The sequence below is a fragment of the Nocardia flavorosea genome (assembly GCF_015477805.1).
GTDB classification, from domain to species: Bacteria; Actinomycetota; Actinomycetes; order Mycobacteriales; family Mycobacteriaceae; genus Nocardia; species Nocardia flavorosea_A.
The window spans coordinates 443,182-463,562 of sequence record NZ_JADLQL010000005.1; the positions used below are offsets into that span (position 1 = coordinate 443,182).

Below are 20,381 nucleotides of genomic sequence, written 5' to 3' on the forward strand. Positions count from 1 at the left end.
TCCTCATGGATTCCCTGGAGCTGCTGGCGCATCCGGTGCGATTACGCATCGTGCACGCCTTGTCCGGCGGACAGACCTGCACCACCACCCAGCTGTGCGCCCGCCTGACCGGCGTATCGAAGGCGACCGTCTATCGCCACGTCGATCTACTCACCACCGCCGGCGTGCTCGAGGTCGCCGGCGAACACCGGGTGCGCGGTGCCGTAGAACGCGCCTATCGCCTACGCCGGGACCGCGCCACCGTCGACGCGGACACCATGGCTTCGGTGACCCCCGACGACCATCGCGCGGTATTCGCCGCCGCCATGGCCACTCTGCTCGCCGAATTCAACTCCTACCTCGACCGCGCCGACGCCGACCCGGGTGCCGACCTGGTCGGATACCGGCAGCACGGGGTATGGCTCTCCTCCACCGAAGTTGCGGAGCTGATCGACGATCTACGCGCGGTAATCCTTCCGCGCCTGAGCAATTCGCCCACCCCCGAGCGCGTTCAGTATCTCCTGAGCCCGATCCTGTTCCCGGCCGGTGGGAGCCTAGAAATCCAGCCGAAGGAACCGTCGGACATATGCCGCCCATGAACTCGTCTCCGGAGCGGCGAGGAGAAGAACGCGGTCGTCATGAAGAATGACACCACCAACGACGAGCTGCACGACTCCGTCACGCTCGGCCGTGCTGGTGAGACTCTCGATGAGGACTGGCAAGGTGATCATCCTTTCAAATATTTTGTGATCACCCGGCTTGTGCCGAAGTCTGCCCGGGCGTGCCGGGTGCCAACTCGCTTTCGGTCTGGGCTGTGTCCCCGTAGCTACAACGCAGGGTGGCACGGCTTCGGGTCAACGTTCGCGCCCCAAGTCACGTTCCCTGCTGTTCCGTTCCCGTGCCCGGTTGCTGCGGTGCTGGACGTGCGGGTGGTGCCGGAGTGGGCTTTGGTCTCCCGGTGTCGGCTGCGATATTGCGAGCACGTCGGACACCTCACGGATGCTCATCGGGCGACGCTCGCCCCGGGCGGCGGCTTCTCGCGCCTGGCGCGCAGCGACAGCCAGCCGTTCGGCGGCCGCACGCTGCTCCCGTGCTTTGCGCTCGAGTTCGATACGTTCGGTCGCGCGCCGGGCGGCCTCCTGTGTGCGCTCTCGATCCCGTTCCCGTTGTTCCCGTTCCTGCCGCCGCTGCTGCATTCGCAGTTCCGCGGAGTTGAACAGCTCCAATTGGCTTCGTTCGCGCTCCAGCGCCCGGCCTCGTTGGCGCGCCAGCACGGCCTGAGCGCGGGAAACTTCCTCGACCCGGAATCGGCCGCCGCAATCACGAACCAGTGCATCCAGTGCCTTCTGAACTTCCCGACTGGCCGAGCCCTGGATCAGCACCCACGTGCCGCGGGCGTTGAGGTCGCGCTCGAGGATTTCGCGGTCCTTGGCCAGCTGGCGCATGGTGAAATCGCCGCCGACTTTGTTGCCGCCCTTGTACTCGGTGAAGTCGCGACCGCCGCGTTCATTGATGCGCGCCGTGTCGTGCCGTCGCGATCGGCCGGGCCCGAGCTCTACGATAAGTTCATGCCGCCAGCCGTTCTTGGCAGTTTCGCCGCGTATCTCGGCCATCCCGCGGTGAAACTGACGTCCGCGCTCCTGATGCTTACGCCCTCGTTCGGATCGTCGACGCTGCTCGTCGTCGGACATTGCCGAACCCCATGGCCCCGAGTCGCGTTATCCGTCGTGTGATTGCCGGTGTTCGATGGCTTCGTGCGGTAGTCCGTGCACTTCGGCGTACTCGACCGTGCGGTCGTACCACTGGTCATTGACGACCGTGAAATCCTGTTCTTCCACCGCGCTGTAAAGCACATCGACCGGCATGTCGAGGGCGTCGGTCCAGTCGTAGGCGATCGCGGGCCCGAATTTGTAGAGCATGCCGTCCGCAATCCGGGGGGCGTTGATCCATTTTCCGCCGCAGTGGCGGACGAAGTATTCCCCGATGTAGCAGACCCATTGGTCGGCCAGGTCAGGATTGTCTATGACCGTGTCGGCTTCGGGTAGGAAGTATTCGAACACGTCGGCCAACCACTGCAAAGTCATATCGTCGCTGTAACGATCGACCTGCGGCATCGGTGGTACGGCATTGCCGGCGTAGGACTTCCAACCGGCCGGTCCGGTTGGAACAGTCGGTAGAGTCTCGGTGAACAACCGATCGACCTGTGCGGTAATGCGGTTCGAACGAGCAAAGTCCAGCCATGCCGGATCGGTTTGAGCGGCCTTATCGAACAAGTCGTTTCCCATTTTTCCGGGCCCTTTCCCCTGCTTGCTGTGAACCGGCGTGCACGGTGCAACAGAACGGTACCTGTCACTGTCTTGTGTCAGCGTTGTTGTGCTCGTGCGACCCACCATGGCCGGCGAAATTGCCGGACGAAGCACTGAACTCACAGCACAGTCCTCCCTCAGACCGGTTCCCCACGCGCACGCTTTCGAACCGACTCCTGCGAGAACCAACCGCTCCGCTACGGACCGCGGCTGCACCGGCGGACCACACGGCCACCAGTCGCCCGGCTGGACTAACCCGGGCGTAACCATCTGCAAGCCATCGAAGAAGCCGGTGATCTGCTCGCGAGTGCGGAACCAGCCAGACCCGAGCGTTGCCGAATACCGGCTCTGGCACAACATCGCGTACTCGTGCAGGCTATCGGCAGGGCCCGGGTCGAAGAGATGGGTGAGTACCAGGAACGAACCGGGCGGCAGCACCTCGATCCAGCCGCTCACGACCCGCGCAGGTTCGAGACTATCGGTGACGTGGTGCAACACCCCGCACAGCAGCACACAGATCGGTTGCCGAAGGTCGAGGTACGTGCTGACCGCCGGATCGTGCAGCAGGCCCGGATCGGTCAGGTCGCCCGGAAGGTAGTGGGTCTGTTCGGTCGCCGCGAGCAGTGCACGACCGTGGGCGACACAGACCGGGTCGCTGTCGATATAGACGACAATCGGCCGGTCTGCCGGTGCGATCCGTGGAGCGAAGTCCACGATCTCGTGCGTGTTGACCCGGCGTACCTCCGGGACCAGCAGTCCGGCACCGAGGTCCAGAAATTGCCGAACGCCGACGGTGTCGGCGAGGTACCGCAGCACGCGCTGCTGAAACTTCCGGCTCGCCCACGCCGCGGCCTGCTGGCCGGGAGCCGTTTTCTCGAGCTCTACGACGACGTCCGCGTCGGTTGGGTAATTGTCCTTCCCGCCCAGCATCCTGTTGCAGACCCGCGCGATATTCGGACGAACGATGCCGCGCCCCTCCGACTCGTGCGGCATGGTCCCGGTCATGCCCGAACTTTCGTCATGAAGTGCAGGGTCTCGCAGTAGTGGCGGTGGCACCGGTGCCGGATCTTCCTCGACTACCTCATCAGCCGGCACGCCGCGCCCTCGACCGGTGGGCCTTCCAGCGGGCAATCACACCATCGACCTCACGTTGAAGGCGTTCGCTGTCCTCGCGAGTGGGCTGCACCAGCGCGCCGGCCGATTCGTTCAATGCGAGCAACCCGTCTCGAGTCCGTTCGAGCAGTTCTCGATACTCGGCACTGTCCAACCACCACTCCAACGCTGAGGACATCGTCTCGTTGTTCACCGACATCCGGCCGACTGTGCTCGGTTTCCGGATCGGCAGTGCTTCCACGACTGCTCTCCGGCTCTCACAATCCATGGCTCCCTGACTCCTTTCGGTCGCGCAGTTCCGTGGCAGCCACGACGCCAAGGACATTCGAGTCACCCACCGGATCGAACTGGCGAGGGCGGGAAGCCTTGTCGGGCTCACCTGGCGTCGCAGCCTGCCCTCAGCATCACGCCGGGCAGCGGCCCACGTACGGCCCACAAGAGCCCGCTTCGGCCCACATTCGGCCCACTTCGCCTGCGACCCTGCAACTATGGGGTGCAATGTCGGCACGTTGATCGCCGTGGGTGGAGGTAGGTATGGGCAAGGAACCGCGTACCCGACTCGAACAGCTCGCCGGGGAACACGGTCTGGGCACCGGAGATTTCCAGCGCGAGTTCGCCAGCCGCGCCGAACATCTCGGGGCCGAGGTCGAGGTGTCCCGCAGCGCCGCGAAGCGCTGGTTTCAGGGCGGCGCGGGGCAGCCGCGAGCCGGCGCCCGGCGGGTCCTCGAAACCTGGTTCGGTGAACCCATCGCCGTCCTGTTCGGACCACCGCACAACGAGACCCACAATCGTCCCGTCACTGAACAGGAGCTTGCTGTGTCCGCAGCACACGAATCGGTGAACCACGCCATCGAAGCGGCCTCCGCACTGGACCCGTCCGCACTGGAGCATCTCCATGCGGCGGCCGGGAAAGCGGCCACCGCCTACTACATCACTCCCCCACTGGAAATGCTGACCGATCTGGTCAGACTGCGCGACACCATCTACGAGCAACTCGACCGCACCCACAAACCACTGCAACAGGCGGCGCTCTACCTGTTGGCCGGACAAGTGTGTGGTCTGCTGTCGTCGGTGTCATGGGACCTCGGCCTGGTGGAACCAGCGGAAGAGCAGGCCCGAGCCGCCTACACCTACGGTTGCGTCATCGACCACCCGTCCCTCCAGGCGTGGGCGCGCGCCCTGCAGGTGACGCTCGCTTTCTGGTCCGGGTTCCCACGCCGCGCCCACCGGATCGCCACCACAGCGCTCGACACCGCACCGGCCGGGACGGCGCGGGCACGGCTGCACTCCGTCAACGCGCGAGCGCTGGCAATGCTCGGCGCCCGCGGCGAGGTGCACTCCGAACTACAGGCTGCGTCCGCAGAGCTGGACCGGGCCGGCACCGACGAGTTCCTCGACGAAGTAGGCGGCGAGCTGGCATTCGACCGACCTCGACGAGCACTCTGCGCAGGAGCCGCATATGTCGCACTCGGCGACGGGGAGCAAGCCGAACAGGAAGCGGCGCAAGCAGTAAGTCTTTTCGCCACGATCCCGGCCGCGCAGCGTTGGGCTGCCGGAGCCCTCGGCGCGCACGTCGATCTCGGTACTGCCCGAGCACTGCGAGACGATCTCGCCGGGGCGCAAGATGCGCTGCAGCCTGTGTTCGAGTTGCCGCCCACGCGCCGGACCGAGGCGATCGCGTTGCGGCTGCACGCGCTCGCCCGCACCCTCGGCACCAGCCGTTACCGCGGTGCGACCGAGGCCCTGCAGCTCGGCGCAGCAATCGAGGACTTCACCTCGATATCGCTTTCGCGCACCACCGGTATGCGAGCGCTGCCACCGGCGAGGTAGCTACTCGCTGCCGCAATGGTCGAGCTGAGCGGCATCCCACAGCCCAAGGATGGTCGCCTCGCGCTCCGGGCTGATACCCAGCTCACCCGCCCGCTCGTGCCGCACCGCGGAGCCGCCGCTGTTGAGCCACATCCACGTGGCGGACACGGTCTCGCGTATCGGCCGACAGGTGAATCCCGCCTCACGGGCGTTGCTCGCGTCCACATTCCACACGCCCGCGTATGTGCGCCAGAGCGGTAGTTCGGTCCATTGACGAATGCCTTGCCGGGCGAGCCACTGTTCGTCGGTCACCCACTCCAGTACCGCGCCGCCGCCGGTGATGTCTCGGCACGCTCCCAACATGTCGCCCATCCGCTCACGGCGGGCCGCAGTCACGTTGTAGACACCGGTCAGGTCCGGAGTAAGCGCGAATGCGGCGACGTCGCGGACGTCTACGGGTTGTATCGGCCGGTCGGGGCTGCCGGGCACGAGCACGCGACCCCCGCGTTGCATTCGCCGGAGCCACCATTCCAAGCGACCGACGTACTCGTGCGGACCGAGGATGACGCCGGGCCGCAGGATCGTGGTCCGCGCCGTTCCGAAGGTTTCGGTGACGGCACGTTCGCAGCCGGCTTTGCCGAACCCGTAGGTGGATGGTCCCGGGTCGCCGTCATATCCGAAACCCGGTCCGGCATCAGAAGGGCACTCCAGCACAGGGGACGACTCCGTCAGTGGTTCGATCGGCCACCCTTGGTACACCGAGACGGTCGACACCAGCACGTAGCGGTCGGCCACCGGTTCGAGTGCGCGAGCCAGCGCCAGAGTCTCGCGTGGCACGAAGCTGGATGTGTCGACGACGACGTCCCAAGGCCCGGAACTCGCCAGGCGTGCCAAATCGTCGTGGTCTGCGCGGTCACCGCGCACGGTCGTCACACCCTCGACATCGGTCCCGGTTCGACCGCGCCGGAATGTCGTCACCTCCCAGCCCTGCGCCACCGCACGCTCGGCGATCTCACGACCGAGAAACCAGGAACCGCCCAAGATGAGAACTCGTGTCACGCTTGTCATTGTGGTGCTCCGGTCACGCGGTGGGCGAACGGTGCCGCAACCGTTCCAGGAGGACAGCAAGAAGGGCAACCCGTTCGGGCATGGCGTCGACGTCGACATGCTCGTTGCGCGCATGTGGGTGGCCACCGACGGCACCGAGCCCGTCGAGGGTGGGCACACCGATCGCAGCCGTCAGGTTGCCGTCGGACGCGCCGCCTGACCGCACAGCCGGTAAGGGGGCGAAGCCCAGTTCCCGGGCCGCCGACGCAGCCTCACGATACAAATCGCGCGAGCTGCTCTCTTCGAACGGGGGTCGATCGATGCCGCCACTCACCCTCACTGCCGCGCCGGGCAGACGCGGGACCAACGCAGCCATCTCCCGATCGACGTGCTCCAGGTCCGACACGGCCCACGACCGCGCGTCCACCGCACACTGCGCCGATTCCGGGACTGTGTTCACGGTGGTCCCTGCCGTGAGGACCGTCGGGACGACCGAAGTCTCACCCGATGCCAGACCTGCTATCGCCAGAATCTGGTGCGCCAGCTCGACCCCGGCGTTCACTCCGAGCTCCGGCTCCAGCCCGGCATGGGCGGCCCGACCGGTGACCGTGACGCGATAATTCGCGATCCCCTTACGTCCGATCTTCACCGCACCACCGTCCGCGCTGGGTTCACACACCAGGACAGCCCCGGCTTTTCGCGCCTGTTCCTCGATCAGGGCCCGCGACGACACCGAACCGACCTCTTCGTCGCTGGTCAGCAAGACACTCACATGCGACGGGTCCGCCAGGAGTTCGAGCGCTGCGATCGCCTGGACGATACCGCCCTTCATATCGAATGTGCCCGGACCACTGGCAATCCCATCAGTAATCGAGAACGGCCAGTCAGCGGTTGTGCCGATCGGCCACACGGTGTCGAAATGGCCGAGTATCAGCACCTCGGGTTGCGGCGCTTCGGCCAGAATGTGCACGTTCTCGCCCACACGTTCTATTCGGGCCGAACGCTCAACGGCTTCCGCCAGCCACGGCCGGATCAGCGATGCACAGAGTTCGAGGCCACGCTGATCGTCCGATGGTGACTCGCAGTCCACCAGCACACGAAACCGGTCCAGCATGTCGGGAAGCTTGCGTTCGGCGCCCGCGAGTATGTCGTCGTAGTTGCCCATCCGCCGATCTTCCTACGCCCGCCGGGGCTCCTGGGCGAAGCATCACCGACGATCTTTCGATCCGATCCCACCTCCTGGTCATCAGCATGACGGAGTACACCGACAGCTGGGATCATCGGCAGTCCATCGCCGGCCGACGCGACGAAGGGCGAATCGGCGCTGGAAAACCTGGTGCACTCGTTGGCCGAAGACCTAGCTGACCACCTCGAGCGGTCCCTCCTCGGGTGCCGGCGGCTCGAACCGCTCGAAGTACTCCGTCGCCGTCTGCTCGGTGAGCGGCCAATCGTCCGCCTGCCTGCCGTGTCGGTAACCGACTCGGCTCAGGATGGTCTCGAGACTCGTTGCGATGTAGACAGTCTCCGGCACGATGCCCTGGGGTGCTAGCAGTGCGCGGAACTCATCGCGTTGTCGCCGGAACCAGAACCCGAAGTCGAGCACGACATCGTTTCCCGCCGTGACATGGCGCAACAAGCGCGCCTTCAGGTCTGCTGCCACCTCGGCGATCACATCGGCGGAGGGCATCGTCGTGATCCCGCGATCCCAGAACTCCACCTCGAACGACAAACGCGTCCAGCCCTCGCGCTCCAGTCGCTTGGCGTGGGTGGTCTTGCCGGCACCGCCTGGCCCGCACATCATCAGGACGCGGGGTGCTCAAGCCTCGTTCACTGCCACCGGGCCGAAGTTACGCTCCGCCACTGACGTTGAGACTTGCCACGCTCCGCTCATCGCTGAACTGGATCGAATCGAACTTGATCCACACGCCCTAGACGCGTGAGCCGAACGGCCACCACCAGCGGCGACGCGGGTGCCGGACGGTGACCCGCGCATGCTGGACCACCCCGGTGACCCGCAGCAGCGGCAGGCCGGATACCGGCGGACCCGCTTTGTTGGTCACCTTGCCCCATTCGCTGGTCACTTCGTCGATATCGACGCTCCATCCCAGCGGAACGATCAACAGAATCGATCCGTGCGCGGATTTCACCTCCACCCACACCTCCGGCGAACGCACCACCGCCGCGGTGAAATCGAGACGCACCCCGCCGTGTTCGGTTTCGATGGTGAGCTGCGGCGGAACCCGCCATACCCCTTCCCGCTTCACCGAACTGCCGGTGGACCGCAGGACGAGCCGGTCGGCCCTGCTTCCGTGGGCGGCCGGAACCAGATCGGCGGTGAGCGTCTCCAGTTCCGGCACTGTGCGGCGGGCGTAGACAGCGGCCATCCGCTCGTCGAACTCGACTAGATCCAGCCGTCCCTCGGCGAACGCCGTCTGAACGATCGCAGCGGCCCGCTCACGATCGGCATCACCGGCCCGCAATGCGGGAAGGTGCTCGGGCGTCGGCTCGATCGTCATGAGTCACACGGTATCCGAGCCGGCACGGCGGCACAGCCGGTCATGGGCGGGTGCAGCCGCGATCAGAATCCGAGGCCCGGCCGGACCAGCCCGGTGTGGCCGGCGAGGTGGCACCCGGCGCAGCCCACGGATACGGTCAGCGCAGGTTCAAGCAGGGTGGGCTGCGATTGTCAGGGCATGGAGCACTCCCGCAGTCCGTGGCGGCAGTGTCGTCTACGGCGGGGACCGGTCAGACGACTCCGGGTGATCGCCCGGCGGACTGCTACGCGGAGTCCTGCACGAGCTTCATCGACACGAGCGGTGAATCCGGCGCGTCCCGGTTCTGCCGATCGGCGGCTTCGAGCAACACGGCGATCACTCCCTCACCTCACCGATACCGCTGTCGCCTGCCTAGTCGCCGCCGAAATCGCCGGGACCCGCCGTGTTCGTGAGAGCAGCTGAACGTGACCGGTGGAAGCAGAAAGACAGGCACGACGGAGTACACCGACAACAGGATCATCGGCAGTCCGGGCTGCTGTCCGGATAGGTGACGTCGGTGGGCCGGGTACGGCTGTCGCCCGTATCGCGCGCGTGCTACGGCAAGTACCGGTTCACGCTGCGCCGGATGACCGACGGGACCCTGTGGACGGCGTTCGGCACCCGGATCCGCCCGGTGTCGGAGTCGGTGCCCCAGGACGTCCGAAGCGAATAATCGTTTGTCGCGTAGTTGTTTTCGTCGGAGCATAGGAGCATGAAGATACGGACGCTCGGGCCGGATGAATGGGCGATCGCGCGGACGGTGCGGCTGGATGCGCTCGCCGGGTCGCCCCCGGGCACCTTCTCCACCCCCACACCGAGGCCGCACTGTGGAACGAACAGCAGTGGCGGGAGTGGACGGCGCGCCGGTGTCCGTTCTTCGTCGCCGTGACGGGTGCACGGCCGGTGGGTTCGGCGGGCGTCATCGCCACTGAGGGCGGGCCCGAACTGGTGTCGATGTGGACCGCTGTCCCGGCCCGGCGGACCGGCGTCTCCGATCAGCTCGTGCATGCCGTAGCCGAGTGGGCGCGCGGAGCCGGGCACCGGGAGTTGCGGCTGTGGGTACTCGACGGCAACCAGGCCGCGGAGAAACTGTATCTGCGCAACGGATTCCTCCGCACGGGCGCCGTCCGGCCGTGCAGTGCCGAAGACCTGCGGCCAGAGAACGAAATGGCGTTGTCATTGTCGCCGGTCCCGGCTGCCCGCCGGTCCGAACCTTCCTCCCCGACTATCCGTCCCTACCGTCCCGAGGACGAAGAGGCCGTGGTCGGTCTCTGGAGCCGCGCCTCCCGCATCGCGCATCCGTTCATCGCGAACGAAGGCGCCGGAGAGCGGGAACGCAAGCTTCGCGAGATCTACCTCGTCGAGGCCGATAACTGGGTCGCCGAGAACCCGGCCGGCGGCGTAGTCGGGCTGATGGGGTTGCTGGGTTCGGAGATCGGCGGATTGTTCGTCGACCCCGGAGCCCAGAAAATGGGGATCGGAAAACAGTTGGTCGCCCATGCGCTGCGCCTTCACGGCCGAGTGACGCTGGATGTGTTCGAGCTCAACACCGCCGCTCGCGCCTTCTATGCCCGGCTGGGCTTCCGCGAGATCGGGCGTCATCCCGAGTCCGATACGGGCTTCACCGCCATCACCCTCGAACTCACCGCCTGACATTTCCGAAATATTCGGCCGGTCGCGTACCACTGGGCCCGTCCAGAGGCGCAGGAAATCCCCCGCCGGTTCGGGGGCGGACCGGCGGCACAGCCGGTCCCGGGCCCGGTCCCGGGCCCGGGCCCGGGCCCGGTGCAGTCTCCACTGATCGTTCAGCTGCAGGCAAGCGTGCCCGTCAGGTCCACGGTTCACTCCGGTCGCAGGCCGACCGGGCCGAGCAGGACCGAACCTGCCGCATCCGCCGCGAAGACCAAGTCCACCGAACTGACGGCGCTGGGATCCACCCCTGCCGCGCGCATCACCTCCGGACTCACCGCAACCGCATATGTCTGCGGCAGCGGCTGCGTAGCTGCCACCGGTTGCATCCACTCCCACCGCAGGTACTCGGTGTCGAGGGGCCCGGCGACGCGGACCGCCGCCGGCAAGGTCGCGGTTCTTCCGGCGGTATCGGTCACGCTGATCCGGACGTCCACCGGCTGCGACCGCGACCCCGCGTCGAACACCAGTCGCGCGCTGCCGATATCGGCCCCGCCGGGGAACCGTGCTGTCACCGTCGGTGCCGCGCCCGCCGCCTCCCAGCGGACCGAACGCACGATTTCGGCACCGGGGCCGCCCCGCAAGGGCAGCGGGACCTCCTCGAATTCGCTGACTCCGGTGGCCGTCACGTCAGTGGCCGGCAGGGTTGCGGAGACACTCACCCGGCGCGCGGATCGAGGCCGGTCGGTGTCACGCGGGACCGACAGTGCGGCGATGAGTGCCTCGCGGTCCGCGGGGTCGTCGCCGAGGGTGGCCCGGAATGTAGCCAGCGCCCAGGCGGCGGCGATGCGCCGCTGCTGCTGCGCGGGAACCAGGCGTCCGGTATCTATGAAGTGTTTGGGAAGCCCGTTGCCGATGTCGTAACGGCCCCATCGGCTGTTGAACTGCGCATGGTTCAGCCCCTCCATGACCACAGCGCCCTTGAGCCGGTCGGCGCCGACGTCGACCCGCGCCCACTGATCCAGTCCGCCGAACCCGATGACGTCGGCGTCCTGCGCGCCTTGCAAGACCACGAAATCGGTATCGGGCGAACCCGCCCGGCCGGTGTCCTCCGGCTCGTACAGTCCGTCGGTCGGCGCCAGCGCGAACAACGAGCGGATAGCGAATCCCGGCGCTTCTGTCCGGGCATTCAGCTCGACCGCGGTGGTGATCGCTTCACCGCCACGAGAATGACCGATCAGCCCGATGCGGCTCATATCGACTCGGCTGCCGAGTCGATGCTCCGGTTCATCGGCCCAGGTCTGCCATACCTTCAGGTGCTCGAGAACCAGCCATCCTCTGGCATGGTCCACGCCGCTGAGCCCACCGGACCTGTCCAGCGGGCCGGTGTTGAGAAAGTTCTCGTCGAGCGCCGCCACGATGTACCCCTGGCCGGCCAGATAGCGCCCGAGATACTCGAACCCAGCTTCGGAAGCGGTCGCGGCACTGGTGTTGCCGTGCACGATGATTATCAGCGGTGCCGCAGCATCCGATACCGGGTACCAGACTCGTGCATTGAGCGGAAACCGGTCCGCGCCGAAGCCCCAGTGCTGCTCCCGGCGGTCATCCCAGCCGCTGACGATGGCGCAGGCATCGACCGGTTCGGTGCGCAGGTCCACTCCCGCCGCGTCGTAGGGCGCTCGCAGGTCGGTCCCGCTGCCGTAGACAGCGGTCTCGACCGGGAACGGCCCGGGGGCCCCGCCGTCCACTCCGGCCGCCACCGCATCGGCCGGCGGCGCGGGTTCGCCCCCGGCCACCAGCCAGGTGCCGGGCAGGCAGAGCACCAGAACTCCCGCGACCAACGCGGCGATCGGCCGCCGCGGCAGCCGCGTGGTCCCGCGGTGCAGCAGTGCCCCGGCCCCCGCACCGGCCAGTGAAGCACCCACGACAGCGGCCGCCACGGTGAGATACCAGGCTGTGGCACTCGTCCCCGCGCCCCGGGTCACCAACAGGACCAGCCCGGCCGACACCACCCACAGATACAGGGAAAACCACCGGACCCGGCGACGCAGAACCGCCCAGACCACTAGAGTCAGCACAGTCGCAGCACCGAACGCGATGGCGATATCCATCGCCGCTGACAACGCGACCACACCGCCCATCCCGGGAAGCATCTGATCGGCTACGCTCCAGCCCACCAGAACTGCGCTGACGACCGCCGCCACTGCGGCAGCACCCAGCCATATCGCTCGGCGTTGCTTCGCGCGCTCATGGGGTTCCACGCGCCGATGACCGGATTCGTTGCACTCCAATTCGTTTCCCACGGCCAGCAGCGTAGGCGGGGCGGGAAGGACGTAACCACCACCAACGGTAAGCGCGGAGTTCTCGGGCGGCGTTTCTGTCGTTGCCGCTGTCGGCGAGTCTGAAAAGACCTTCAGCTCGTTTCAGGTGTCTTTCAGCACTCTCCTGCCACTGTGGCGCTCGACATCATCACGAACAGTGAGAGGGGCGAGCAAGCATGCAGCAGAGTGTACGGATCGACGGGAACCCCTACCGCGTGGTCGGCCGGACACGGCTGTCACCGGTATCGCGCGCATGCTACGGCAAGTACCGGTTCACACTGCGCCGGATGACCGACGGGACGTTGTGGTCGGCTTTCGGCACCAGGATCAGCCCGGTGTCGGAGCTGGTGCGGCAGGATCTTCGATAGGAGAGGGCGCTGTCGCCACCGATCCATGCGCGTTGATCGCCGGATACCGCGACCGATTCGGCCGAACTCCACGGCTTTTGCCGGTTCATGATGCGGGCTGGATACGAGTACCGGCAGATTTACCCTGATATACCCGCATATGCGGGTATATAGTCCATGAAGTGACGTATCTGCGGATCAAGGATGCTGCCGGGCTACTCGGGGTCAGCGACGACACCGTGCGGCGCTGGATAGAGCAGGAGCGGCTGCCTTCGGTTCGGCTGGAGAACGGGCGGAAGGGAGTCCGCGGACAGGATCTGGCCGCGTTCGCGCGGGAGATCGCCGACGCGCCCGAACCGGGCGTCACCGTGGCTGTCTCGGCTCGCAACCGGATGCGTGGCATTGTGACCAGGGTGCTCACCGATACCGTGATGGCGCAGGTGGAGATGCAGGCCGGGCCGTTCCGGCTGGTCTCGCTGCTGAGCCGGGAATCGGTGGAAGAACTCGGGCTCGAAGTGGGCAGTGTGGCGGTGGCGTCGGTGAAGTCGACGCATGTGGTCGTCGAGATTCCGGAGAGCTGATGAAAAAAGGGCGGGTATTGCGCCGGCTGACCCCGGTGGTCGCGCTGGTCGTCACGCTGGCCGGCTGTGCGTCGGAGGATTCCGGGGGCGGATCGAGCGGCGGGCCGGATGGTGGACTCGGCGGCACTCTCACCGTGTTCGCGGCGGCCTCGCTCACCGAAGCGTTCACCACGCTCGGTGAGCAGTTCGAGAACGCCCACCCGGACGTGGATGTGGTGTTCAGTTTCGCGGGCAGTTCCGCGCTGGCCGAACAGATCCGGCAGGGCGCACCGGCCGATGTGTTCGCTTCGGCGTCACCACACAATATGGAACAGGTGGTGGTATCCGGTGATATCACCGGCGGGCCGGTCACTTTCGCGCGCAACCGTCTCGAGATCGCGGTGCCCACCGGAAATCCGGGCAGTATCAGCGGTCTCGCCGATTTCGGCCGGCCCGAATTGCGGATCGCCCTGTGTGCCGAGCAGGTGCCGTGCGGGGCGGCGGCGGACCGGGCCTTCGCCGCCGCCGGTGTGACCCCGCAGCCCGATACCCGGGAACCCGACGTGAAAGCGGTGCTGACGAAGGTCACGCTCGGTGAGGTGGATGCCGCGCTGGTGTACCGCACGGATATCCGGGCCGGGGGCGAGAAAGTAACCGGTATCGAGTTCCCGGAATCGGGCAAGGCGATCAACGACTATCAGATCGCGCCGGTGGCCGCGGCGCCGAATCCGGCCGCGGCGGCGGCGTTCGTCGATTTCACGTTGACTCCGCAGGCTCGATCGGTCTTCACCACGGCCGGTTTCGACGCGACGTGAGGGGTGGGCCCGCGCGGCGCCCGGCAGTGACACCGCAGTCGCATCACTCGGCGCCACCGCCGCCGGCCAGGTCGTCCCGCATGAACGTGCTGCGCCGGCGCCGAGCCGTGCGGGGGCGGCGACCACTGGTGCTGCTGGTGCCCGCGGTGCTGGGCCTGCTGTTCCTGATGGTTCCGTTGGCCGGACTGCTGATCCGCGCGCCGTGGGAGGGACTTCCGCAGCGGTTGTTCAGCGCGGAAGTCGGGCAGGCGCTGCGGCTCTCGCTGGTCTGCGCGAGCCTGGCCACGGTGCTGTGCCTACTGCTGGGTATCCCGCTGGCCTGGCTGCTGGCCCGCGGTGACCTGCCCGGACGCGGACTGATCCGCGCGCTGGTCACGGTTCCGCTGGTGCTGCCGCCCGTGGTCGGCGGTGTGGCACTGCTGCTGGTGCTGGGCCGGCGCGGGGTACTGGGCCAGTACCTCTACGACTGGTTCGGGATCGCATTGCCGTTCAGTACCGCCGGTGTGGTGCTGGCCGAGGCGTTCGTCGCCATGCCGTTCCTGGTGATCTCGGTGGAGGGCGCGTTACGCGGCGCCGACCCCCGGTACGAGGAGGCAGCCGCGACCCTGGGGGCTTCGCGCTGGCTCACCTTCCGGCGCGTCACCCTGCCCTCGATCCTGCCCGGCGTGGTGGCCGGAACCGTGCTGTGCTGGGCCCGCGCCCTCGGCGAATTCGGTGCCACTATCACCTTCGCCGGTAACTTCCCGGGCCGCACCACAACGATGCCGCTGGCGGTGTATCTGGCGCTGGAAACCGATCCGGCCGCCGCGATCGTGCTGAGCCTGGTTCTGCTGCTGGTGTCGGTGGTGGTGCTGGCGGCACTGCGGGAACGCTGGATTCGGGGGGCACTGTGACGCTCGCGGCGCAATTGCGGGTGAATCGCGGCGAGTTCACCCTCGATCTGGACCTCACCTTGCCCGAGGGGGAGGTCGTCGCACTGCTCGGCCCCAACGGCGCCGGGAAGAGCACCGCACTGCGGGCACTGGCCGGGTTGACTCCGCTGACCGCGGGTTCGATCCGCCTGAACGAACAGGTCTGGGATGCGCCGCCCACCGATTTCGTGCCCGCCGAACACCGGTCCGTCGGCGTGGTGTTCCAGGACTATCTGCTGTTCGCCCACCTCGACGCCCTCGACAACGTAGCGTTCGGCCCCCGGGCCCGGGGGATGCGGCGAGCCGCGGCCCGCGAAAAGGCCGCGCACTGGCTGGACCGGGTGGGGCTGGCCGACTACGCCCGGTCCCGGCCGCGGGAACTCTCGGGCGGCCAAGCGCAGCGGGTCGCACTGGCGCGGGCCCTGGCCGTCGAACCGGCGCTGCTGTTATTGGACGAACCGCTGGCCGCGCTGGATGCCGCTACCCGGGTGCGCGTACGGGCCGAACTGGCCCATCATCTCGGCGATTATCCCGGGCATACGCTGCTGGTCACCCACGATGCGCTGGACGCGATGGTCTTGGCCGACCGGCTGGTGATCGTGGAACACGGCGCCGTGGTGCAGCAGGGGCCACCGGCCGAGGTCGCGCGGCGACCACGTTCGGATTATGTGGCGGACCTGGTGGGGCTCAATCTTTTCCGGGGTTCCGCGGCGGGCAACAGGGTGCGGATCGACGGCGGTGGCGAACTCACCGTCGCCGAACCGGCTACCGGCCCGGTGTATCTGACGTTCCCGCCATCGGCTGTCGGACTGCATCCGGATCGCCCCGGTGGAAGCCCGCGCAATACCTGGCCGGTGACCGTGGCGGGTCTGGAACAGCACGCCCATACCGTGCGGGTACGCCTGGACGGCGCGATACCGGCCCTGGCCGATATCACCCCCGCCACCGTCGCCGAACTCCGAATCAGGCCCGGGACACAGTTGTGGGCGGCGCTCAAGGCCACCGAGATCCACACCTATCCAGCCTGATGTGAGCAGCGAGCATGCCGTCCTCCCGCAGCGGCGAGCGCGACCGGCCTGCACATGTGCCAGGCCGGAGCGCAGCATCGCGATCCACGCAATACCTCGTATTCGCCCGGGGCGCCTACTGCGAGTTGTCGAGGCGGTCGAGGACGCGGGCGACGATGGCGCCGAATGATTCGACCTGCTCGTCGGTGAGCGCGTCGAACAAGAGTTCGCGGACGGTTTCCACATGTCCGGGGGCCGCTTGTTCTATCGCGGTGCGCCCCTGTTCGGTGAGCACGATGTAGGCGCCGCGGGCGTCGTCGGGGCAGTCCTCGCGCCGTACCAGGCCACGTTTCTGCATCCGGGCGAGGTGGTGGGAGAGCCGGCTCTTCTCCCATTGCAGGAGCTGTCCCAGTTCGCCGACCCGTAACCGGGGTTCCGGCTGGTCGGTGAGCCGCACGAGTACCTCGAAATCGGACAGCGACAGTCCGGAGTCGTGTTGCAGCTGCCGGTGTAGCCGGGCGGCGAGCTGGGTATGCATCGCCAGGTAACCCCGCCAGGCACGGCTCTCCCGCTCATCGAGCCATCGCGTCTCGGTCATACGACCAGCGTAACCCGTTAGTTGACATATCACCAACTTGGTCGCACCATGTGTATGACACATCAACTACCTATCGGAACCGGAGGCTCCCGATGACCAGCGCGACGAATGTGAAAGAACTCAGCGGCACCTACACGCTCGACCCCACCCACACCCGGGTCGGCTTCGTCACCCGGCACGCGATGGTGACCAAGGTGCGCGGCTCGTTCAACGAGTTCACCGGCAGCGCCTACTTCGACAGCGAGAACCCGGCGAACTCCTCCGGCGAGGTCACCATCCAGGTCGCCAGCATCGACACCCGCAACGCCGATCGCGACAACCACCTGCGCGGACTGGACTTCCTCGGCCTCGACGAGCACCCCACGATCACCTTCCGCACCACGGCGATCTCCCCCACCGGCGCCGATACCTTCGACGTCACGGGCGATCTCACCATCAAGGGCGTCACCCGGCCGGTCACGATCCCGTTCACCTTCGAAGGACAGGCCGGCGATCCGTTCGGCAACGTCCGCGTCGGCTTCGAGGGATCCACGACCATCAACCGCAAGGACTGGGGAATCACCTGGAACGCGGCGCTGGAGACCGGCGGCGTACTCGTCTCGGACAAGGTCGTCCTGGAGTTCGAGGTCTCGGCCATCAAACAGGACGACCAGGCCCAGAGCTGACCATCCGGCGCCGGTTCAACCGAGCAGCCGGCGCAAACCCACATATTCGGCAGCCGCGAACACCGCGACCACCACGGCGCCGGCCAGCAGGAAGGCGACCCCCGCGGCGGTGAGTGGCAGCACACCGGAACCGGCCAGGGCGAGCATGCCCAGCACGGATACACCGTTGACCGTGACCACCGCCGTCGCGTGCCGCGGCGAGAGCACCGGGTAGCCGGCGATGAGCAGCAGAACCAGCCCGCCGCCGAGCATGGCCACACCGAACGGTATGGACCAGGAGGTCGGCAGTCCCAGCGGGTCCCGCAGCGGGACCGCGGCAGCGAGCATCACGATGCCGAAAGCCCCGGTGCCCCAGCCGTCGAGCCGCAAGACGCGGCGCAACAGATCGTCGTGGGCGGCTGGGACGGATGCTGTCGCGGTGTTCATGTTCTGCCTTCCGGTCGGAGGTTCTGCTCGTCTCCGACTGTTCCCGCCGCGGGTCACCGGCTCAATGACCTCCGAGGTCATGGTCTCGACCTACGACCACCGGATACGCTCGCGCCGTGGAACCTCGCGCGGGCACCGGCCCGTCCCGGATCGGCGGACTCCTACGGGAATGGCGGCAGCGGCGGCGGATGAGCCAACTGGACCTGGCGTTGGCGGCCCACTCGTCCGCGCGGCATCTGTCCTGCGTGGAAACCGGTAGGGCGGCACCGAGCCGGGATATGGTCCTGCGATTGTGCCGGACCCTGGATGTACCACTGCGCGAACGTAATACGCTGCTCATCGCCGCCGGTTACGCCCCGGTGTACCAGGAGAGCAGCCTCGACGACGCGCATCTGGCGTCGGCGCGCGCCGCGCTCGACCATATGCTGGTGGCCCACGAGCCCTACCCCGCCGTCGCGGTGGACCGCTGGTGGGATGTGGTCGCCGGTAATGCTGCACTGGCGGTCCTGACGGACGAGGTGGCGCCGTATCTACTGACCGGACAACCCAATGTCTACCGCTTGGTTCTGCACCCTCAGGGGCTCACCGCCCGGCTGGCCGATCCGCTGCAGGTGCGCGAACAACTCCTGGAACGCCTGGCGCGGCAGGTCGATACCACCGGCGATCCGCGGCTGCGCGAACTCTACGACGAGGTCTCGAGCTATCCCGCTCCACCGGCGGACACCGAACCGGCCGATTCCGGCGCGCCGGGCCCGTTCCAAGTTCCGTTGCGCTTGCGCACGCCCGCGGGGGAACTGTCACTGTTCGGCACGATGGCCACCTTCGGCGCCCCCGCCGATGTGACGCTGTCGGAGCTCGCGATCGAACTGTTCTATCCGCTGGACGATTTCACCGCCCGTTACCTGCGATCGCGCTATGCGGACGGTGAACCGCACGCCCCGGTTCCAGGCTGATCCCATCGGAAGCCCGGCCCGTCACCGGCTCTGCGCTCGAATGGCCGACCCCCGCCCGATCGACAGCAGGCCGGTATCCGCTCCGCCGGCGGGTCGGCGATCAGAGATAGCTCGTATCGTTGACCAGCCGTACCGAAGATCCACCGTCCGGATAGAACTCCGCCAGCGATAGCGACGCCAGATCCAAGTGCAGCCGGTAGAGCAGCGACGGACCGACACCCAACGCCAGCTGGAGCAGCGTTTTGATCGGGGTGACATGGCTGACCACCACGATATTCGCGCCCGGATACCGGGCCACCAGATCGCGCCGCACTTCCTCCACCCGTTCACGGACGGTGTCGAAACTCTCCCCATCCGGCGCGGGGAGGGAGGGGTCGCCCAGCCAGCGGGCGTGCAGGTCCGGGTCGCGTTCGGCGGCTTCGCGGAAGGTCAGGCCCTCCCATTCGCCGAAATCGGTTTCGGTGAGCCCGTCGATCACCCGGACCTCGGTGCCGAGGGCGGCGGCCGCGGCTTCGGCGGTTTCCCGGGCCCGGCCCAGTGGCGAAGTGACCACCGCACCGATATCACCCTTGGCGGCAAGCATTTTCGCCGCGCGTGCCGCTTGTTCGCGCCCCACCGCGGTGAGCGGCGGGTTACCCCGGCCCGAATAGCGCCGTTGCACCGAAAGTTCGGTCTGGCCGTGCCGCAGCAGCAGGAACCGGGTGGGACGGCCGGTCGCACCGGTCCAGCCGGGCGACGTCGAAAGACGCGCGGCCGCGCTGTGGGAATCGGCGACCGGATCCGCGCCCACAAACCTGGCGGCGGGCCCCGCAGCCTCGGCACCGGATATCGCGTCCGTGTCCGTTGCGCCGGCGACCGGATGCCCGGCCCCGCTACTTCCCGCGGAGGACGCGGCGACGGCCTCGTGAACTTCCTCGATCAAGCCACCATCGTCCATGGCCTCGTTGGCGAGCCGATCGGCGTGCGAGTTCTCGGCGCGCGGGATCCAGCGGTAGCTGACCTGATCGAATCCCGCGGCCAGGCGCCGGGCGCGGTCGGCGAGCGGAACCATCGCCGCGTGCTTGACCTTCCATCGCCCCGACATCTGCTCGACCACGAGTTTGGAATCCATTCGCACCGCGACCACCCGCGCGCCGAGTTCCGCCGCGGCTTCCAGCCCCGCGATCAGGCCCCGGTATTCGGCGACATTGTTGGTGGTGACGCCGAGGGCTTCCTTACGTTCGGCGAGCACCGTCACCCGGTCCGCGTCGAACACCACGGCACCGTAACCCGCAGGTCCCGGGTTGCCCCGCGACCCCCCGTCGGCCTCGACGATCACCTCGCGCACACTCATTCCGGCCTCCCGCTCCGTGCCCGCCTCA

21 protein-coding genes are annotated in these 20,381 nt (G+C 67.3%); 10 read left to right on the forward strand and 11 right to left on the reverse strand.

The window, feature by feature from the left end:
• Window positions 1–5: 5 nt before the first annotated feature.
• Complete coding sequence (locus tag IU448_RS23700; protein ID WP_195057851.1) at window positions 6–578, forward strand: helix-turn-helix domain-containing protein; 573 nt, start codon at window positions 6–8, stop codon at window positions 576–578.
• Window positions 579–617: 39 nt separating this feature from the next.
• Complete coding sequence (locus tag IU448_RS23705; protein ID WP_195057852.1) at window positions 618–1,712, forward strand: hypothetical protein; 1,095 nt, start codon at window positions 618–620, stop codon at window positions 1,710–1,712.
• Here the strand turns inward: IU448_RS23705 and IU448_RS23710 are convergent.
• Together IU448_RS23710 and IU448_RS23715 are read right to left on the reverse strand one after the other, a co-directional pair.
• Entirely contained in the window at window positions 1,698–3,290 is a 1,593-nt protein-coding gene (locus IU448_RS23710; RefSeq protein ID WP_195057853.1) for an SAM-dependent methyltransferase, read from the reverse strand. The genes IU448_RS23705 and IU448_RS23710 overlap by 15 nt on opposite strands.
• Window positions 3,291–3,369: 79 nt before the next feature.
• Window positions 3,370–3,666 (reverse strand): hypothetical protein, encoded by a 297-nt coding sequence (locus IU448_RS23715; RefSeq protein WP_195057854.1) that lies wholly within the window; start codon window positions 3,664–3,666, stop codon window positions 3,370–3,372.
• A 266-nt stretch (window positions 3,667–3,932) separates the two neighbouring features.
• On the opposite strand from IU448_RS23715, the gene IU448_RS23720 reads away from it, so the two are divergent.
• Window positions 3,933–5,228 (forward strand): hypothetical protein, encoded by a 1,296-nt coding sequence (locus tag IU448_RS23720; protein ID WP_195057855.1) that lies wholly within the window; start codon window positions 3,933–3,935, stop codon window positions 5,226–5,228.
• On the opposite strand, the gene IU448_RS23725 is transcribed toward IU448_RS23720, so the two are convergent.
• From IU448_RS23725 to IU448_RS23740, 4 genes are all read right to left on the reverse strand, one after another.
• Window positions 5,229–6,266 carry an NAD-dependent epimerase/dehydratase family protein gene (locus tag IU448_RS23725; RefSeq protein ID WP_324188691.1) on the reverse strand — a complete coding sequence of 346 codons (1,038 nt, stop codon included), beginning with the start codon at window positions 6,264–6,266 and terminating at the stop codon, window positions 5,229–5,231.
• A 22-nt stretch (window positions 6,267–6,288) separates the two neighbouring features.
• On the reverse strand, window positions 6,289–7,419 hold the full coding sequence (locus tag IU448_RS23730; protein WP_195057857.1) for a M20 family metallopeptidase: 1,131 nt from the start codon (window positions 7,417–7,419) through the stop codon (window positions 6,289–6,291).
• A gap of 192 nt (window positions 7,420–7,611) precedes the next feature.
• A complete protein-coding gene (locus IU448_RS23735) occupies window positions 7,612–8,055 on the reverse strand; it encodes an AAA family ATPase (protein WP_195057858.1) in 444 nt (147 codons plus the stop codon).
• Between the two features lie 127 nt (window positions 8,056–8,182).
• On the reverse strand, window positions 8,183–8,770 hold the full coding sequence (locus IU448_RS23740) for a DUF1707 SHOCT-like domain-containing protein (protein WP_195057859.1): 588 nt from the start codon (window positions 8,768–8,770) through the stop codon (window positions 8,183–8,185).
• Window positions 8,771–9,529: 759 nt separating this feature from the next.
• On the opposite strand from IU448_RS23740, the gene IU448_RS23745 reads away from it, so the two are divergent.
• Window positions 9,530–10,441, forward strand: a complete 912-nt coding sequence (locus tag IU448_RS23745; protein ID WP_195057860.1) for a GNAT family N-acetyltransferase — start codon at window positions 9,530–9,532, stop codon at window positions 10,439–10,441.
• A 188-nt stretch (window positions 10,442–10,629) separates the two neighbouring features.
• On the opposite strand, the gene IU448_RS23750 is transcribed toward IU448_RS23745, so the two are convergent.
• Entirely contained in the window at window positions 10,630–12,720 is a 2,091-nt protein-coding gene (locus IU448_RS23750; protein WP_195057861.1) for an alpha/beta hydrolase, read from the reverse strand.
• 274 nt (window positions 12,721–12,994) lie between these two features.
• Window positions 12,995–13,195 carry a hypothetical protein gene (locus IU448_RS23755; RefSeq protein WP_195057862.1) on the reverse strand — a complete coding sequence of 67 codons (201 nt, stop codon included), beginning with the start codon at window positions 13,193–13,195 and terminating at the stop codon, window positions 12,995–12,997.
• Between the two features lie 72 nt (window positions 13,196–13,267).
• Here IU448_RS23755 and IU448_RS23760 point away from each other — a divergent pair, with 72 nt between their 5' ends.
• The 4 genes from IU448_RS23760 (at window position 13,268) to IU448_RS23775 (ending at window position 16,399) form a co-directional block, all read left to right on the forward strand.
• The gene (locus IU448_RS23760) at window positions 13,268–13,666 is read left to right on the forward strand and encodes a TOBE domain-containing protein (protein WP_195057863.1); all 399 of its coding nucleotides are present in this window, start codon (window positions 13,268–13,270) and stop codon (window positions 13,664–13,666) included.
• Window positions 13,666–14,460, forward strand: a complete 795-nt coding sequence (gene modA / locus IU448_RS23765) for a molybdate ABC transporter substrate-binding protein (RefSeq protein WP_195057864.1) — start codon at window positions 13,666–13,668, stop codon at window positions 14,458–14,460. Before IU448_RS23760 ends, modA begins: the two co-directional genes overlap by 1 nt.
• Window positions 14,461–14,540: 80 nt before the next feature.
• Window positions 14,541–15,353: a molybdate ABC transporter permease subunit gene (gene modB / locus IU448_RS23770; RefSeq protein ID WP_195057865.1), complete on the forward strand. Its 813-nt coding sequence runs from the start codon at window positions 14,541–14,543 to the stop codon at window positions 15,351–15,353.
• Window positions 15,350–16,399 (forward strand): ABC transporter ATP-binding protein, encoded by a 1,050-nt coding sequence (locus tag IU448_RS23775; RefSeq protein WP_195057866.1) that lies wholly within the window; start codon window positions 15,350–15,352, stop codon window positions 16,397–16,399. The genes modB and IU448_RS23775 overlap by 4 nt, the downstream gene beginning before the upstream one ends.
• Before the next feature lie 115 nt (window positions 16,400–16,514).
• Here the strand turns inward: IU448_RS23775 and IU448_RS23780 are convergent, their stop codons facing one another.
• Window positions 16,515–16,976, reverse strand: coding sequence for a MarR family winged helix-turn-helix transcriptional regulator (locus IU448_RS23780; RefSeq protein WP_195057867.1), 462 nt, complete (start codon window positions 16,974–16,976; stop codon window positions 16,515–16,517).
• 92 nt (window positions 16,977–17,068) lie between these two features.
• Between IU448_RS23780 and IU448_RS23785 the strand changes: the two genes are divergently transcribed.
• Window positions 17,069–17,641 carry a YceI family protein gene (locus tag IU448_RS23785; protein WP_195057868.1) on the forward strand — a complete coding sequence of 191 codons (573 nt, stop codon included), beginning with the start codon at window positions 17,069–17,071 and terminating at the stop codon, window positions 17,639–17,641.
• Between the two features lie 15 nt (window positions 17,642–17,656).
• Here the strand turns inward: IU448_RS23785 and IU448_RS23790 are convergent, their stop codons facing one another.
• Entirely contained in the window at window positions 17,657–18,067 is a 411-nt protein-coding gene (locus tag IU448_RS23790) for a hypothetical protein (protein ID WP_195057869.1), read from the reverse strand.
• A 116-nt stretch (window positions 18,068–18,183) separates the two neighbouring features.
• Here IU448_RS23790 and IU448_RS23795 point away from each other — a divergent pair, with 116 nt between their 5' ends.
• Window positions 18,184–19,020: a helix-turn-helix domain-containing protein gene (locus IU448_RS23795; RefSeq protein ID WP_280459253.1), complete on the forward strand. Its 837-nt coding sequence runs from the start codon at window positions 18,184–18,186 to the stop codon at window positions 19,018–19,020.
• 100 nt (window positions 19,021–19,120) lie between these two features.
• Here IU448_RS23795 and IU448_RS23800 read toward each other — a convergent pair whose 3' ends face one another.
• On the reverse strand, window positions 19,121–20,353 hold the full coding sequence (locus IU448_RS23800; protein ID WP_195057870.1) for a bifunctional RNase H/acid phosphatase: 1,233 nt from the start codon (window positions 20,351–20,353) through the stop codon (window positions 19,121–19,123).
• Between the last annotated feature and the right edge of the window lie 28 nt (window positions 20,354–20,381).